Here is a 15,574-nt window from a genome sequence, read left to right on the forward strand (position 1 = left end):
TGGAAATACACTACGCTTTCCGCGGGTGACCCGTGAGCCTCCTCGAACTCCGTTCTGCGGGGTCTCACTTTGGCCACTATTCCCGCAGGAGTCTCCGTGTATTTCCTTCGCTGGTTAGCGCACTGCAACTTATCGCATTTATTTATTATTTGATTTAAGTCACGTAATGGTTATGCACTTTTAAGATAGTTGATTGGAGCTGCGGACCGTTGACTTCTGCGGGCACAGCACGAGCTGAAGACCCCGCAGAGTGGGTTTCTCTAGGAGGCTGAAGCCGTGCCCCTAAGGGATGCAACGGTCCACAGCGGAGATCAACCCAGCAGTTACGTCGTATTTTATATCAACTGCGATGTTTATAGCACGACAAAGTTTATGAAAAGGATGCTTTATTTAAAGAGCTTTCTTACTAATGATCTTGTTGTTCTTCTTCCGGCTCTTCGTGCAACACGCTGACCATAAGTGCCGTTTTTTACTGATTTGATATCTCCTACTACCCGCAATACTTTCAACATTGTCCTGCGAAGATTATTCACTATTCATACACCTGCCTCTTTTCAGGTTAAAGTTATTCTGGCTTTATTACTACTTTTTCAGCAGATTTCGTTTGTCTTTGTGCATCTCTTACACCCTTGTCGACATCAACAAATCTCAAAAGAATGATGCCAATCACAAAGAAGAAAATCAGTGAAAAAATACCCAATCTGCTTGAACCGGTTATCTGACCAATGAAAGCAAATAGGAACGGCCCAAACATGGCTGCAAATTTCGATGATATCCCATAGAAGCCAAAGAACTCAGCATGTTTATTACCGGGAACCATTCGCCCGAATATGGACCTGCTCAATGACTGGGCACCGCCCTGAACCATACCTACACAGATTGCAAGGATATAAAAATGAAGTGCTGAAGTCATAAAATAACCTAAAATCACAATCCCGAGATATGCGTAAAGTGTGATATATAACGCATTCTTCGCCTTGATTTTTGTTGCAAGCCAGCCAAAGAAAAAAGTAAACGGTATGCCGACAAATTGTGTGATTAATAAGGCTACAATCAACGAATTCCCGTCAATACCGACATCTCTTCCATAGATGGTGGCCATTCTGATAATTGTTGATATACCATCATTATACAGCCAAAATGCAAGCAGGAAAATTAATACCTGCTTATATTGTTTTATTTCTTTAAATGTGTTGTTCACTCTGGAAAATCCGATAGCAATGTAAGACTTATCCCGTTTTGCGCCGGCCTTTTTTTCTTCCTTTATATTCTTGAGAAGCGGGAGGGAGAATATGAACCACCACACACCGACGGAAGCAAAGGATAACTGACTGGCAACAGTGGCATTCGGCAGACCGAACCATCCAGGATTTAAAATCATCAGGATATTTATTGCCAGTAACAAACCGCCACCAACATAACCATATGCAAAGCCGCCGGAAGATACTTTATCTATTTCATCCCCATCCGTAATTTCCGGTAAAAACCCATCATAAAAAATATTCGCCCCGGAAAATCCAATTGATCCCACGATAAATAAAACGGATGCTAATATGTAATCTCCCTCACCAACAAATGCCAATAATATACTTGCGATAATTCCCATAAACGCAAAAAAACGCAGGAATTTCTTTTTTGCGGCGGAATAATCACTAATCGCACCCAAAATAGGAGCCAATACAGCTACAATTAATACGGCAATGGATTGCGAATACCCCCATAAACTTGCTGCATTGTCCTGATTCGCCCCAACAGCTGCAACATCATAATAGAACACCGGCAGCACAGCGGCCATGATTGTCGTTGCAAATGCTGAATTACCAAAATCGTAAAGCATCCAGCTTCGTTGTGTTTTTTTCTTATTTTCCATTCGATTCCCCCTCCTTTACTAGAAGTATACCAACTTTTCTGTTTTGTTTACCATTTATTCAGACTCTTTTCATATATAAAAGAGCTTCACCAAATCGGTAAAGCTCTTTAATCCGGAGTCAGTGCTCCCAGACATAATCTTTATATGCTTCACTTAACTTCATAAATTCCTGCTTATTTCCTTCCTTAATCGATTCGTCAATAGCGGCACTTAACTGTTCCTTGTTCCAATTAAAGCATACCTCATCCAATATCATACGAGCTGTCAGCCTGGTCTCAAATGAAACCTCTTTTTTTGCCTTAATCATTTTACCGGTATACCGGAAGTACCGATATACTATTTTCTCTTTCTTCATGGAACATGCCCCCTTGTTCCTTTTCTACATTATCCTAAATTTTTGGAATAATTGCAACTGTAAACACTTAATTATTTAATTTTTTTTACATTAAGTATTTATCTACATTTTTCCCATACTAATGTCCCTGCCAAAATTCTATCCATTATTGAATTCTTAATGTTTTTCTAGACCTGGACCATACAGCTTTGGTAGACTATATAAGATGAATAGGAGGCGGCAAGTACATGGATCGGGCAGATAACTTAAAAATGGGCGAAAAAGGTGCATGGCTCAGCATTATTGCCTATATTGTTTTAGCAGCTGCAAAATTAATTACTTCCTATATCGGTAACTCTGATGCATTGAGGGCTGATGGATTAAATAATGCGACCGATATAATAGCCTCGATCGCCGTTTTGATTGGTTTGAAGATTTCCAGGAAACCGCCGGATGAAGACCACCATTATGGCCATTACCGTGCCGAAACGATTGCTACATTATTTGCAGCATTTATTATGATGTTCGTTGGTGTACAGGTTGTCTTTGATACCATCCAAAAATTATTCACAGGTGCAGAGGCCCGGCCAGATATGCTGACAGCCTGGGTTGCTCTCTCAGGAGCTGTTGTTATGTTCGCTGTTTATGCGTATAACCTGAAGCTTTCAAGAAAGATACAAAGCAGTGCACTTTATGCAGCTGCACAGGATAACCGTTCAGATGCGCTAGTGAGTATAGGGGCATTCATTGGAATTATTGGTGCACAATTGGGACTATTTTGGCTGGATCCTTTAGCAGGTCTTATTGTAGGGATTATAATTTGCAAAACGGCCTGGGATATTTTCAAAGATGCCACCCATACACTTACAGATGGATTTGATGAAAAGAAAATAAAAAAGATTCGTTCAAGCATCGCAAAGGTTCCAGAAGTAAAAGAGGTTGTTGATGTAAAGGGGCGTATTGTAGGAAATCAGGAATTTATTGAGCTAACCATTCTTGTTGATCCTGCATTAAATGTTCGGGAAAGCCATGATATAACCGAACGAATTGAAAATTACCTTGCTGAAAAACATGACATTATGTATGCACATATTCATATTGAACCATACCAGACTTAAACAACCGGGTTCGTCCTGATCGTTTAAGTCTGTTATATGGAGAAAAGAAAAACAGTAACAATTGCACCAATGACAACAATCACTATATTCAAACCAACATATGCCAGTCCAACAGCCACAAGGCCACCAATCAATCCAATATACGGTCTATCCGGTATAACCGTTAAAATCGCTGGAAAAATAAGTGCACCCAATGCTGCAAATGGAATCGAGTTAAGCCAGCGGTTCACCCAATCTCGAAATTGTAATTTATCTACAATGAATGCTGGAATGATTCTTGGAATCATGGTTACAAGAGACATACCGATAATAATGAAAAATATCATTCCTCTTCCTCCCTCAGCAACCAGACCCCACTCATTCCGCCAAGGACTGTTGCAATTACAATTGCCCATCCACTGCTCAAGCCAAGCCCGACACATATTACATTAATCAGCATTGCAATAAGCGCAATCAGGCCAACTCTTATTTCTTTTTTCACGGAGGGAACCAGGAGACCAATGAATAGCGCATATAATGCTATTCCCATACTTTGGCTCAGTTTTTCAGGGATAATTTCACCCAGGAAGCCCCCAAGAACGGAACCGAAAATCCATGATAAATAAGCTGTTAAAATGATTGCTGTATAAAATAGAGCTCCTTTCTCCATTTTTGCTTCCTTTGTATGTAATGCAGTTACCGCAAACGATTCGTCAGTCAGACCGAGAGATAAAGGTGCCTTCCATTTAAGCTTGATTCCACGTAAACGATTCATAAACGATAAACTCATTACAAAGTGACGGAAATTCAACACAAATGTAGCAATTATTATTTCCAGTGCACCTGCACCTACAGCAATCATATTTGCTCCCATAAACTGTGCCGCTCCCGCATAAACCAAGACACTCATTAACGTTAATTCAGTCAACGACATACCTGCCTGCTTTGCCAGAACACCATATGTTACCGCCACAGGCAAATAACCCAATGCAATCGGAAAACCAGTAGCAATGCCTTTTTTTATCATATGTACTGATAATGAGACCCGCTGATTATCGGCAGTATCCACTCCCATTTATTCACCCTCCCCATCATCTGCAATTCAAATTATTATACATGAAATTTCCATTATTAAAAAGATTTTAACCTTAAAAAGTGCTATTGACATTCCCGTTCAATACCGTGTATATTCGATATTAATCTTTAGAAATTTTGGATGACCGTTAAAATTTATGATGAAAGTCTAGAAGTGTGTAATACATAGACATTCCTGGATTACAAACGGATTATAGTTGGACATCTTAGTGTCCTGCAATCAGGGTATGAACACGGAGAAAAGCTTCGTCCCCATTTCTAGGGGCAGAAGCTTTTTTCTTTCACAGAAGGAGGATAAACATAATGTTTCCTATAAAACCAAAGTATAACCCAATATTAAGTGAGTCCATTACCTTTTTTATATTGATTATAGGTTTGATTAGTTATTTTATAATCGGATTGGCAACTGATCCACATATCCCTATCCTTATTGGAATATTAATATTGATCGCCTATGGATTGGTTAGAAAAATTTCATTTAGTGATTTGCAGGAAGCAATGATAAACGGAGCTAAATCCGGTATGGGTGCAGTATTTCTGTTCTTCTTAATCGGTGTATTAATTAGTAGCTGGATGATTAGTGGAACAATACCCGCACTGATCAATACAGGATTTTCAGTTATTGGCGGAACTTGGTTCTACGCAATCGTTTTTGCTATTACGGCAATTATTGGTGTATCGCTTGGAAGCTCTCTAACATCGACAGCCACTATTGGAGTGGCCTTTATCGGGATAGGAAACGCCATGGATGTTTCCATGGCGATTACAGCAGGGGCCATTGTTTCAGGAGCGTTCTTTGGGGATAAAATGTCACCATTATCTGATACAACCAATCTTGCTTCCACCATTGTGGGCGTTGATTTATTCGACCATATTAAACATATAAGTCTGACAACAATTCCGGCATTTATCATTTCCTTTATACTATTTGTTATATTGTCGCCAAGTGAAGCTCTGCCGTCCCAGGCAGGTGGAGACTATTTGACTGCGTTGGAATCAACTGGATTAATTAATTGGTCCTCCTGGCTGCCATTAATCGTATTAATAATTTGTACCATTTTTCGAATCCCCGCATTTATTGCGCTTGCAATCAGCAGTGTATTGGCTACATTTGTTGCTCGTATAACGAGTGGATTTGGCTGGTCGGAAATATGGAATATCTGGTTTAATGGATACACTGCAACAACAGCATTTGATCCAGTGAATGAACTGTTAACAAAAGGTGGCATTAACAGTATGCTGTTTACCATATCACTTGTCATTCTGGCATTGGGTTTTGGCGGACTGCTTTTTGTAACCGGGATTATTCCTGCAATGTTAACTGCTTTTCAAGAAAAGTTACACAAAGTCAGATCCATCATTCTTTCTACTGCCGCTACTGCTGTTGGCGTAAACGTACTAATTGGAGAACAGTATCTGTCGATTATGCTGACTGGCGAAACGTATAAAGGTATCTATCAAAAATCAGGATTATCCAAAAAGGCATTATCTCGGACGTTGGAAGATGCCGGAACGGTAATCAACCCGCTTGTTCCATGGAGTGTATGTGGTGTATTTATCGCTGATGTTCTTGGAGTACCAGTACTGACATATCTGCCATTTGCTTTCTTTTGTCTGTTAAGCCCGGTAATAACGGTTCTATTTGGTGGGAAAATGTTGCGGAATTGAAAAATAAGAGCCTTACAAAACCAGGTTGTCGAAATAACGACAGCCTGGTTTTTGTAAGGTTCTTTTCTTTAATGATTGTTATTATGTGAACCGTAGTTTGAATACAATCCACTTTCCATGAGGGACCGTGATCCTCGGGCAACACGATGTTTGTCACATAGGCGTTGCCCCATCAAAAAGACTTGGGACTGTGATTACTCGTCCCACCGAAAAGATTTGTTGCTTTTGATACAAAAGATATAAAAGGCGAAGTAACTGCGGGGTGATTTTCGCTGCGGACCGTTGCTTTCCGCGGGCACGGCTTCAGCCTCCTCGAGGAACCCACTCTGCGGGGTCTTCAGACACGTGCTGTTCCCGCAGGAGTCAACGGCCCTCCGCTCCAATCAACTATCTTAAAAGTGCATAACTATACGTGACTTAAATTAAACAATAAATAAATGCGATAAGTTGCAGTGCGCTAACCAGCGAAGGAAATACACGAAGACTCCTGCGGGAAAGCGAAGACGCCTGAGACCCCACAGCGAGCGTTCTTTGCGAGCGAGGAGGCTCAGCGCGAGCCCGCGGAAAGCGTAGTGTATTTCCGTAGCGGGTACAAGCATCAACCTTCATTTCAATTTACGTCGTCTTTTATATCAACAGCGAGGTTAAAGAGCAACAGATTTTACTAAAAGTGCCAATCAGAAAAAAGGTGTAATCTTGATTCATAGTGGTTATACTGAATAATTTTTCCCGTTCTAATAACAGTTGTTTTCATACAAAAGTATTAAACTTTCTACATAAGTTTGAATTAAAACAGTTTTATAATCTTCTAATATCACTTTTTCAGGCTCTAATGAATCGTGTCGACCAATTTTCGCAAACCCTCAAGTAATCTTGGTGATGGCCTGCAAAAGAGAGATTCTTCCAATACATGGATGGCGTCATTCTGAACCGCCTTCATCTTATCCCATCCGGGGCGTTTTCTGACTATTTCGGGGTTCATCTTTTCCTCTTTCACACCAACCCATACCATACAGATGTGATCTGGATTTCGTTCTTTTACATCTTGCCAGTCGGTTCGTACACTGGCCACATTTTCGGTTGCAAAAACATTTTCAGCCCCAGCAAGTGAACTGATTTCCGTTAACCAATTAACTGCTCCTGGTGTAAAAATTGGCTTTGGCCACCATTCCCAGTAAAGTCTTGGCCGCTCCGTCCGTTTCGTTGCTTTCCCGCGAAAATTTTCCACGTTATGGAGAAATTTCTTTGCCTTCTGATCCGCTAAGTCCGAATATCCCATCGCTTTTGCAACTGTTTGAATGTCCTCAGCTATTTCCGAGATAGAATTCGGATTTAAGATAATGTATGGCAATTCCCTCTCATCAAGTGCTTCGATATTTTTTTCCATACCAGGAACACTCAAAGAAGCGAGAACGAGATCAGGCTTCAATGCTGCAACTTTATCCATATCAATCGACAAATCAGGGCCTACCTTTGGCAAATTCAACACAGATGCCGGCCAATCGGAAAAATTATCGACACCAACTAAATCATCAATTTTCCCCAGGTAGTCCACGATCTCTGTATTACTCGGGCAAATGGAAACAACGCGCATAAAGCTCCACCATCCTATTCGATAAAATTATTTATCCTGGTCAGTAGTCAGTAGTGGCCCGTCTTTTGTAATGACGATGGTATGTTCATATTGGGCTGATCGGCCTTGATCAACCGTTCTTGCTGTCCATCCGTTATCATCCATCTGGCTTTGCCAGCTTATTTCATTAATCATTGGCTCGATTGTAATCACCATACCCTCTTTCAAACGAAGTCCTTTGTTTGGTAAACCAAAGTGTGGAATGTGTGGATCTTCATGAAGTGTAGGTCCAATGCCATGACCTGTAAAATCGCGTACAACGGCGAAACCCTCTCCCTCTGCGTATGTCTGGATGGCGTGTCCGATATCGCCAAGACGTTTGCCCGGCTGAGCCTGTTCGATACCTTTATACAGCGATGTTTTCGTTACATCCATCAGACGTTTTCCTTTTTCATCCACGTTGCCTACAGCATAGGTCCATGCTGAATCTGCAAGTCCTCCATCCAGGTTAACAACCATATCGATGGTCACAATATCTCCATCCTCCAGTTTCTCCTTACGCGGAAAACCGTGGCATATTTCATCATTAATGGATGCACAAGTGGCATACTGATAGCCATTGTATCCTATCTGTTCCGCTGTTGCCCCATGTTTTTTCATATATGATTCTGCGAAAGCGTCGATTTCCATTGTCGTAATCCCAGGCTTGATCATTTTAGCAATTTCTTTATGAATAGAAGCAAGCAAATCTCCTGCTGCCTGCATTTTTTCAATTTCCCTTTTGCTTTTTCTTGTAATCATCTGTTTCATTCCTTTCTTTCATTCATCAACATACATTTATTTTATGTTAAAATACGTGTTATACATGTTAAACTACAACATAAAGTTTACCATAAATCAAAACTGGTTTCAGCAAGCGGACATTTGACGGAGGGAAATAAATGATCGAAATCAAAAATGTGGATAAAGTTTTTTCTGGTGGAGTAAAAGCAATTAACGCGCTTAATTTAACGATACCAGATGGTAAGATTGTTGGTTTTCTCGGACCAAATGGTGCTGGCAAATCCACGACAATTAAAATGATGACGGGAATTTTGCCGATTGATGCTGGAACGATTACACTAAACGACGTGGATATTGAAAAGAACCCCCGGAAAGCAAAGGAAATTTTTGGCTATGTTCCAGATGCACCGGATATGTTCCTCCGTTTAAAAGGAATAGAGTATTTAAATTTTATCGCTGATATCTTTCAAGTCCCGAAAAAAAATCGGAAGGACCGAATTGAACAGCTGACAAAGCAGTTTAATATATATGATGCACTTGATGATTATATTCAGACGTATTCCCATGGGATGCGACAAAAAATCATCGTTACTGGTGTGCTTATCCATGACCCTGCTATCTGGATTTTGGATGAACCGCTCACAGGGCTTGACCCAAAATCTGCTTACATACTGAAGGAAATAATGCGGGAACATGCTGATAAAGGAAATACAGTATTCTTTTCCAGTCATGGCCTGGAAGTTGTTGAACAGCTGTGTGATGAAGTTGCAATCATTAACAAAGGTGAGCTTCTATTCTATGGAAATATGGATGAAATGCGCCAGAAGTATCAGTCCGATCAATCTCTGGAAAAGGTATTCCTGGAGCTGACAGATAATGTATAAAACATGGCTTTTGATGAAAACGATCCTCAAAATGCAATATTCAAAAGCTGGTAAGAAAAATTCTCACCAATGGCTGTACGTAATCGCCGCTTTTTTCTGTCTGCCACTGGTGTTTGTATACATTTCATTTGTAAGGAATGCTGTAACCGCCATGCATGATCTGCTGCAGCCGGCCGGGCAGGAATCGCTAATATTAGGTTTGCTTTTTTTAAGTATTCATCTATTACTATTCTTTGTCAGTATTTTCACAGTAGTAAGCGCATTTTACTTTGCCGAGGATATTGAAGCATTTATTCCGTTTCCTTTTCATTCATACCAGTTGCTGCTTGGAAAAGCTACTGTGCCGTTTATCTATTTATATCTAACAGCAGGTGCTGTGTTTTTACCGGCTTTTTATTTTTATGGAACGGTTAGTGGTGCGTCTGTTTTTTATTATTCCTTTGGCCTGATTCTTTTTTTCCTGTTGCCGATCATTCCTTTCAGTATTTCATCCATTCTTATCATGATTGTGATGCGATTTGTCAATATTGCTAAGAATAAGGACCGTTCCAAAGTGGCGGCAGGTATTCTTTCATTGGCATTCATTATTTTTATTAATGTGCTCGTCCGGTTGAATACAAATACGGATGAGGTGTTTTATGATTTTGCAGCCTTCATTCAGGAAAGCGATGGCTTATTACGTTTGCTTACATCTTTTTATCCGCCCGCTTATATGAGTACAATTGCTCTAATAGAGCCGGTATCCTGGTTAGGGTTCTTCTTTTTTATTTCAGTGATTGCAGTTCATATTGGAGTTTTTTTTCTCTTCCTTTGGGGCGGGCAATTGTTTTACTTAAAAGGTGTCTTAGGAATAAGTACTGGAAGAAAACGAAGGGTGTCTCAGAAGAAACTCAATAAGCAGATAACCACACGTCCAATCTGGTTATCTTACATGCAAAAAGAACTGCGCATTATTTTACGAACACCAACCTTTTTCATGCAATGTGTGATCCAAAGCTTCTTCGGTCCTGTTTTTCTTGTGATTATTTTATTACTTGATTTCGGAAATAATTCTCTATCAGGAGTGATGGATGTATTTTCAGATAAACAAAGCATCCTTGTCCTATTCATCATAACCGTATTTATGCTGGGAGTGAATGCTACAGCTACCACTTCTATTTCACGTGAGGGGAAAAGCTGGCAAGCTAATTTATTTCTCCCTCTTGATATCAGACAAGTGTTTTTCAGTAAAATTGCCACAGCATGGGTCGTCAATTTATTTATGATTTTGCTGGCTTTTCTGATTTTGACTCTTTTCCTGAAAATTACTGGTGTCACTGTCTTCCTATGGTTGATTCTTGTTTTGACCGCTAACTGGTTCATAAGTACACTGGGCACCTATCTCGACTTCCTTGAGCCCAAATTGAACTGGACAGATGAACAGGAGGTTTTTAAAAAATTAACCGGATTATTTTCACTTCTGTTCTCTGTAGGCATACTTGGTTTCATTGTACTGATTTTATGGAATATTGATACATTACAAGGTTTATTTTCCAGTACATTTATCTTATTCACCTGTATGTTGATTTCGCAACTTCTTTTGCAGAAACTATTTAAGAAAAAAATCAGTACAAACGAGCAACAGCAGTTATAGAAAAAGATGCAGCCAAAATCGCTGCATCTTTTTTATTACTTAATAATAACCGCCATAGCCGCCACCATAACCGCCTGTATAAGCGGTACCGATGATAATTAATAGAATAAACAGAACGACTAACAGCGCGAAGCCGGAGCTATATCCTGATTTTGCTTCACTCATTATCTTTCCCTCCTCAATTTCCTGGACTAATATACTCTATGCCCAACGGAAAATTTGGGAAGGGCGTATGCACAGATAAACTTATGAATTTTTATAAATAATCCCGCACATTATAAATTTTACCATTTATAATTCCCTCATCAGTCAGAATGTCGACGAGTACTCCACCAACAGCCTCTGTACTTTTTAGTATATTGTTTTCTTTATAGTTTTTAAATGTTTCCACATCAACAAATTCCTCTTTGGAACTTGAGCGTATTTGCTTCTGCATCTCTGTATCCATAATACCTGGACTGAATGCAACCACCTTATTTTCCGTGTTCAATTCCTCCTGCTCCAAAGCAACAGTCTGTGTATATATATTGACACTGGCTTTAGAGCTGCAGTATGCGCTCCATCCATACGTTGGTCTTTCTGCTGCACCTGAAGTAACATTCACCCCAAACAAAGGTACTCCACTTTCTGAAGCCTTCTTCAAAAACGAATTCATCAATACCATTGGAGCTATCGAATTCACTTGGAAATGCTTTAAGAGATTTTCACTTTTTATATGCATCGCTTGATCAACAGGCTCCACAACTCCTGCATTATTGACAAGATAAAAAGTCGTAAGTTCTTCCGTAAAAATTATCTCAGTGATACCTTGAATTGTTTCTTCTAAAGCAGAAGTATCCCCCAAATCACAAGAAAAGTGATGGTAAGCCATATTATTTTCTTCAGCAAGCTTTGACAGGCTATCATTATTGTTTCGAGAAATCCCGACTACATTGACTCCAGTCTCCAGAAACAATTTTGCGACTGATTCACCGAGTCCTTTCGAAATTCCTGTAATTACTGCATATTTCATTCGCTAACCCCCCCCTTTTTAATAAATATCATTACATAAGGATACCCCGATTCTTATGAAAGAAAACGAAGAATCCATTACATACAGAAAAGTATATCTATTTTGCATTGGTAACTTCATCCCAATAATAAACCAATGTTTCCATTCCCTTGTCAAAACTGTCTAAAGGAAAACTTTCATTTGGCGAATGGAGTCTGTCCCCAGGTGTGCCGAATCCCAATAAAACGATTGGGATGTCATAAATTGCTTCGATCCATTCCACAACAGGGATGGATCCGCCCATTCTGACATATACGGTTTCCTTGCCAAAAGCTTTTGTGTAACTGTTTGCCGCTTTTTCAATTAATGGATGGTTTGGTTCTACCTTATACGCTTTTGCGGATAGTTTTTCTTTTTTCACTTCGACTGTTACACCAGACGGACAAGAACTTTTCACATGATCTTCAAGCTGCTGCTGAACTTTTTCAGGATCCTGTCCCGGTACCAAGCGACATGTAATTTTTGCAGTCGCTGTAGAAGGAATGATCGTTTTCGTCCCCTCCCCTTGATACCCTCCATAAATACCGTTGATTTCAAATGTCGGACGGGTCTGTGTATGTTCTTTTGCTGTATAGCCTTGTTCAGAAGCAGTTTCAGGGGCACCGGTCGCTTCTGTGAAATTTTCTCCCTCTACTTGTTCGATTAATTTCCGTTCTTTATCTGTCAGTGCATCCACATCATCATAGAATCCGTCAACAGTGACCACTTCATTCTCATTTTTCATGGACGTGAGGATATGGCTCAATGCCATAATCGGGTTTCTAATAGCCCCGCCATACATGCCGGAATGCAAATCATGGTCAGGTCCCGTGACATTGATTTCAATTCCTGTGAAACCTTTGAGGCCATATAGAATCGTTGGCTGGTTTTCTGCAACCATGCCGGAGTCCGAAATCACAGCAAAATCAGCATGGAATTGTTCCTTTTTCTCATGGAGGATATCATATAAATTCTCGCTGCCAATTTCCTCTTCTCCTTCAATACACACCTTCACATTAAGCGGAAGCTTACCTTCTGTTTTCATATATGCCTCAAAAACAGCGAGATGCATAAACACCTGTCCTTTATCATCACTGGAACCACGCGCATACAAACGACCATCCCTTACTTCCGGACGGAATGGATCACTATCCCATTGGTCAATCGGATCTACCGGCTGCACATCATAATGTCCATAAAATAAAACAGTCGGTGCTTCAGGCCCTGCTCCATTATATTCCGCATAAATAAGTGGATGCCCTGCTGTTTCCTGTTTTTCGATATTTTCAAAATTAATCTCTTTTAAATATGTAGTAATAAAATCAGCTGCAGCATGGACATCTTTTTTATGTACACTGTCCGTGCTAACACTTGGAATAGACAAAAACGCATTTAACTTTTCCAGTAAGTTTTTCCGGTTTTCCTTCAAATAAGCTAATGCTTTTTCACTCATATTATGACTCCTCCTTGTTAATGTTCATTTTATTTTAGCATAACACAAAGTAAAAAGGACAGCCCGCTACCAAGGCTGATAACATACTTCCTCTGCGTTCGGTCGTTCATCATCCCGATGAGTGACAGAATAAAGGCTCTTCCTCCGCGTTCCGTCGTTCATCAATCCGATAAGTGACCGGATGACAGCTTTTCCTCTGCGTTCGGTCGTTCATCAATCCGATGAGTGACCAGAGACCCTAGGCGTGGTTGTCCACTTTAACTGGCCCGAGGGAATTTAACTGCCGAGGTAATAATATACTGCCAAATATTTATAAATTCTTATCTATTAAAAAACGCTTGGTTTCCAAGCGTTTTTGTTAATTATATTAAACAGAATAGTATCAATTATTTCAACTTTTTAAAAGACTTCCGTCCATTCATTACGATGTTCTAACATTTCCCGGGCAATTTCTTTTGCACCCTTCAAACTGTGATTAGCTGCCCATCCACATTGCACTTCATTGCATGCCGGCACTTCATCAGCTTCCAGGACATCATTCAATGTTTTTTCCAATGTATCCAGTACTTCATCATAATTATCGTTATTTATTATTGCTAAATAAAACCCAGTTTGACATCCCATTGGGCTAATATCTAATACATTATCCATATGATTGCGGATGTTTTCTGCCATTAAATGTTCGATGGAATGCAATCCAGCCATTTCCATATGTGCTTTATTCGGCTGTTTAAAACGGATATCATATTTATATACCTTATCTCCATTAGCTCCCTCTGTTACGCCAACCAATCTTACATACGGTGCTTTTACTTTTGTATGATCCAAATTGAAACTTTCAACATTCATTTTGTTTGCCATATTACCCGCTCCTTATTTTTTATTGACTACAAGTAGCCAGACAAAATCTCTTCTGTTTAAATGTTACATCAAAATGGTTCATTACAAAACTATTTTGCAAAACAAACGGGTGATTTCATTTATAAATGGAATCACCCGGTTAAATACTTTTTTAAATTAATGATTAATTTATCGGTTTTGCGGGAATAATCGTTCAACCATATTTCCAAATTGTTGAAAGAACCCTTCGACTGGTCTTCCATTATCTACATCATCAACATAATTATTTGTTAAATCAACAAAATCTGGGTTTGTCGAAATGTACACATTATCAATGTCATTATCCACTTCTTTTACAAGGTTAGATATTTCTTCTTTCACTTCCTCGGTTAATTCTTCTCCATGATCACGGTTGCCGGTGTTATTTCCATTGTTATTTGCATTGTTATTGGTGTTGTTTGTGATATTGCCATTTTCGCGGTTTTCTTGATCCCTGTTCCCCTCATTATCATTGTCCAACCCGGCTGCAACATAAGCGTTATTATCTGTAGTTAACACATAAGCGTTGTCAATTTCATCTATTTTTTCTGTTATCCTGTCAGCTGCCTCTTCTGCAACTTCATAACGGCTTTGGCCATTATTATTGTCATTGTTGTTATCATCCCGGTCCTGTGCCCGTTCTGAAGACCTTCTCATATTATAGTCACGATCATCATTTATGCGTTCACCTGTATTATTATTATATCTTGTCGGTTCCACATTCGGATTGTCGCCTTGGCCTTCCTGATTGTCTCCATCAGTTCCACATGCGGCAAGCATTAAAATAAACACTGTTAAAACACTAAAAAGTTTCCATTTCATTGATTTTTACCTCCTTAACATATTTACCTTTAGTATGTAACAGAGCTAATTTATTATGCTTTTATGATGAAAGCCTATTTTTGGCAGAGAAACCATTTTTGTTTAAGACAATATATATAAATTACGGGCAACATAATTAATACCCTTACATTTGAGGAGGGAAAATATGAATATTCCGGATTATGACAAGGCTCTTTACTATACACTTTGGGGCCAATGGGATGATCTGCTTGTGCTTATGGTTCGTACGAATGATGATATGTTATCCAAAAAAATTCAGCTGTTCCTGAATGCTTACCATTATTCATTAGACGAAAGCAAAATAATGAATAGCCACGACAACCTTCTTTACTATATAGACCATGCGATGAAATACGAACCAGTTACTGCCATAGAAGTGTAAACAACTGGTGGCAGTTTTACTTTAACTGACTTATTGCAAAGCTTCTAAAT

At 39.5% G+C, this 15,574-nt stretch carries 16 protein-coding genes; 5 read left to right on the forward strand and 11 right to left on the reverse strand.

Going from position 1 to position 15,574, the window contains the following annotated elements; all coding sequences use genetic code 11:
• Nucleotides 1-565: 565 nt before the first annotated feature.
• Together ACZ427_RS12335 and ACZ427_RS12340 are read right to left on the reverse strand one after the other, a co-directional pair.
• The gene (locus ACZ427_RS12335) at nucleotides 566-1,870 is read right to left on the reverse strand and encodes an MFS transporter (RefSeq protein WP_461178852.1); all 1,305 of its coding nucleotides are present in this window, start codon (nucleotides 1,868-1,870) and stop codon (nucleotides 566-568) included.
• A gap of 118 nt (nucleotides 1,871-1,988) precedes the next feature.
• Nucleotides 1,989-2,225: an IDEAL domain-containing protein gene (locus ACZ427_RS12340; protein ID WP_461178853.1), complete on the reverse strand. Its 237-nt coding sequence runs from the start codon at nucleotides 2,223-2,225 to the stop codon at nucleotides 1,989-1,991.
• A gap of 227 nt (nucleotides 2,226-2,452) precedes the next feature.
• Here ACZ427_RS12340 and ACZ427_RS12345 point away from each other — a divergent pair, with 227 nt between their 5' ends.
• Entirely contained in the window at nucleotides 2,453-3,322 is an 870-nt protein-coding gene (locus tag ACZ427_RS12345; protein ID WP_461178854.1) for a cation diffusion facilitator family transporter, read from the forward strand.
• Between the two features lie 32 nt (nucleotides 3,323-3,354).
• Here ACZ427_RS12345 and ACZ427_RS12350 read toward each other — a convergent pair whose 3' ends face one another.
• Together ACZ427_RS12350 and ACZ427_RS12355 are read right to left on the reverse strand one after the other, a co-directional pair.
• Entirely contained in the window at nucleotides 3,355-3,648 is a 294-nt protein-coding gene (locus ACZ427_RS12350) for an AzlD domain-containing protein (RefSeq protein WP_461178855.1), read from the reverse strand.
• The gene (locus tag ACZ427_RS12355) at nucleotides 3,645-4,376 is read right to left on the reverse strand and encodes an AzlC family ABC transporter permease (protein ID WP_461178856.1); all 732 of its coding nucleotides are present in this window, start codon (nucleotides 4,374-4,376) and stop codon (nucleotides 3,645-3,647) included. The genes ACZ427_RS12350 and ACZ427_RS12355 overlap by 4 nt, the downstream gene beginning before the upstream one ends.
• A gap of 323 nt (nucleotides 4,377-4,699) precedes the next feature.
• Here ACZ427_RS12355 and nhaC point away from each other — a divergent pair, with 323 nt between their 5' ends.
• Nucleotides 4,700-6,064, forward strand: coding sequence for a Na+/H+ antiporter NhaC (nhaC, locus tag ACZ427_RS12360; RefSeq protein WP_461178857.1), 1,365 nt, complete (start codon nucleotides 4,700-4,702; stop codon nucleotides 6,062-6,064).
• A gap of 829 nt (nucleotides 6,065-6,893) precedes the next feature.
• On the opposite strand, the gene ACZ427_RS12365 is transcribed toward nhaC, so the two are convergent.
• Together ACZ427_RS12365 and map are read right to left on the reverse strand one after the other, a co-directional pair.
• The gene (locus tag ACZ427_RS12365) at nucleotides 6,894-7,658 is read right to left on the reverse strand and encodes a cobalamin-binding protein (protein ID WP_461178858.1); all 765 of its coding nucleotides are present in this window, start codon (nucleotides 7,656-7,658) and stop codon (nucleotides 6,894-6,896) included.
• Between the two features lie 27 nt (nucleotides 7,659-7,685).
• On the reverse strand, nucleotides 7,686-8,438 hold the full coding sequence (gene map / locus ACZ427_RS12370) for a type I methionyl aminopeptidase (protein ID WP_461178859.1): 753 nt from the start codon (nucleotides 8,436-8,438) through the stop codon (nucleotides 7,686-7,688).
• Between the two features lie 140 nt (nucleotides 8,439-8,578).
• On the opposite strand from map, the gene ACZ427_RS12375 reads away from it, so the two are divergent.
• Complete coding sequence (locus ACZ427_RS12375) at nucleotides 8,579-9,304, forward strand: ABC transporter ATP-binding protein (RefSeq protein WP_461178860.1); 726 nt, start codon at nucleotides 8,579-8,581, stop codon at nucleotides 9,302-9,304.
• Complete coding sequence (locus ACZ427_RS12380) at nucleotides 9,297-10,937, forward strand: putative ABC transporter permease subunit (protein ID WP_461178861.1); 1,641 nt, start codon at nucleotides 9,297-9,299, stop codon at nucleotides 10,935-10,937. The genes ACZ427_RS12375 and ACZ427_RS12380 overlap by 8 nt, the downstream gene beginning before the upstream one ends.
• Nucleotides 10,938-10,976: 39 nt before the next feature.
• Here ACZ427_RS12380 and ACZ427_RS12385 read toward each other — a convergent pair whose 3' ends face one another.
• From ACZ427_RS12385 to ACZ427_RS12405, 5 genes are all read right to left on the reverse strand, one after another.
• The gene (locus ACZ427_RS12385; protein ID WP_461178862.1) at nucleotides 10,977-11,102 is read right to left on the reverse strand and encodes a YjcZ family sporulation protein; all 126 of its coding nucleotides are present in this window, start codon (nucleotides 11,100-11,102) and stop codon (nucleotides 10,977-10,979) included.
• Between the two features lie 91 nt (nucleotides 11,103-11,193).
• Nucleotides 11,194-11,949, reverse strand: a complete 756-nt coding sequence (locus ACZ427_RS12390) for a (S)-benzoin forming benzil reductase (RefSeq protein WP_461178863.1) — start codon at nucleotides 11,947-11,949, stop codon at nucleotides 11,194-11,196.
• Nucleotides 11,950-12,046: 97 nt separating this feature from the next.
• Nucleotides 12,047-13,420: a dipeptidase gene (locus tag ACZ427_RS12395; protein ID WP_461178864.1), complete on the reverse strand. Its 1,374-nt coding sequence runs from the start codon at nucleotides 13,418-13,420 to the stop codon at nucleotides 12,047-12,049.
• 399 nt (nucleotides 13,421-13,819) lie between these two features.
• Nucleotides 13,820-14,281 (reverse strand): S-ribosylhomocysteine lyase, encoded by a 462-nt coding sequence (locus tag ACZ427_RS12400; protein ID WP_461178865.1) that lies wholly within the window; start codon nucleotides 14,279-14,281, stop codon nucleotides 13,820-13,822.
• Nucleotides 14,282-14,449: 168 nt separating this feature from the next.
• Nucleotides 14,450-15,121, reverse strand: coding sequence for a YhcN/YlaJ family sporulation lipoprotein (locus ACZ427_RS12405; protein WP_461178866.1), 672 nt, complete (start codon nucleotides 15,119-15,121; stop codon nucleotides 14,450-14,452).
• 166 nt (nucleotides 15,122-15,287) lie between these two features.
• On the opposite strand from ACZ427_RS12405, the gene ACZ427_RS12410 reads away from it, so the two are divergent.
• The gene (locus ACZ427_RS12410; protein ID WP_461178867.1) at nucleotides 15,288-15,524 is read left to right on the forward strand and encodes a YhdB family protein; all 237 of its coding nucleotides are present in this window, start codon (nucleotides 15,288-15,290) and stop codon (nucleotides 15,522-15,524) included.
• Nucleotides 15,525-15,574 lie beyond the last annotated feature (50 nt).

Source organism: Virgibacillus ainsalahensis, from assembly GCF_055380755.1.

What these genes read in the sequence shown, in the direction of transcription:
- ACZ427_RS12335 (WP_461178852.1), bottom strand. Translation starts at nt 1,870, where the DNA reads ATGGAAAATAAGAAAAAAACACAACGAAGCTGGATGCTTTACGATTTT.
- ACZ427_RS12340 (WP_461178853.1), bottom strand. Translation starts at nt 2,225, where the DNA reads ATGAAGAAAGAGAAAATAGTATATCGGTACTTCCGGTATACCGGTAAA.
- ACZ427_RS12345 (WP_461178854.1), top strand. Translation starts at nt 2,453, where the DNA reads ATGGATCGGGCAGATAACTTAAAAATGGGCGAAAAAGGTGCATGGCTC.
- ACZ427_RS12350 (WP_461178855.1), bottom strand. Translation starts at nt 3,648, where the DNA reads ATGATATTTTTCATTATTATCGGTATGTCTCTTGTAACCATGATTCCA.
- ACZ427_RS12355 (WP_461178856.1), bottom strand. Translation starts at nt 4,376, where the DNA reads ATGGGAGTGGATACTGCCGATAATCAGCGGGTCTCATTATCAGTACAT.
- nhaC (WP_461178857.1), top strand. Translation starts at nt 4,700, where the DNA reads ATGTTTCCTATAAAACCAAAGTATAACCCAATATTAAGTGAGTCCATT.
- ACZ427_RS12365 (WP_461178858.1), bottom strand. Translation starts at nt 7,658, where the DNA reads ATGCGCGTTGTTTCCATTTGCCCGAGTAATACAGAGATCGTGGACTAC.
- map (WP_461178859.1), bottom strand. Translation starts at nt 8,438, where the DNA reads ATGATTACAAGAAAAAGCAAAAGGGAAATTGAAAAAATGCAGGCAGCA.
- ACZ427_RS12375 (WP_461178860.1), top strand. Translation starts at nt 8,579, where the DNA reads ATGATCGAAATCAAAAATGTGGATAAAGTTTTTTCTGGTGGAGTAAAA.
- ACZ427_RS12380 (WP_461178861.1), top strand. Translation starts at nt 9,297, where the DNA reads ATGTATAAAACATGGCTTTTGATGAAAACGATCCTCAAAATGCAATAT.
- ACZ427_RS12385 (WP_461178862.1), bottom strand. Translation starts at nt 11,102, where the DNA reads ATGAGTGAAGCAAAATCAGGATATAGCTCCGGCTTCGCGCTGTTAGTC.
- ACZ427_RS12390 (WP_461178863.1), bottom strand. Translation starts at nt 11,949, where the DNA reads ATGAAATATGCAGTAATTACAGGAATTTCGAAAGGACTCGGTGAATCA.
- ACZ427_RS12395 (WP_461178864.1), bottom strand. Translation starts at nt 13,420, where the DNA reads ATGAGTGAAAAAGCATTAGCTTATTTGAAGGAAAACCGGAAAAACTTA.
- ACZ427_RS12400 (WP_461178865.1), bottom strand. Translation starts at nt 14,281, where the DNA reads ATGGCAAACAAAATGAATGTTGAAAGTTTCAATTTGGATCATACAAAA.
- ACZ427_RS12405 (WP_461178866.1), bottom strand. Translation starts at nt 15,121, where the DNA reads ATGAAATGGAAACTTTTTAGTGTTTTAACAGTGTTTATTTTAATGCTT.
- ACZ427_RS12410 (WP_461178867.1), top strand. Translation starts at nt 15,288, where the DNA reads ATGAATATTCCGGATTATGACAAGGCTCTTTACTATACACTTTGGGGC.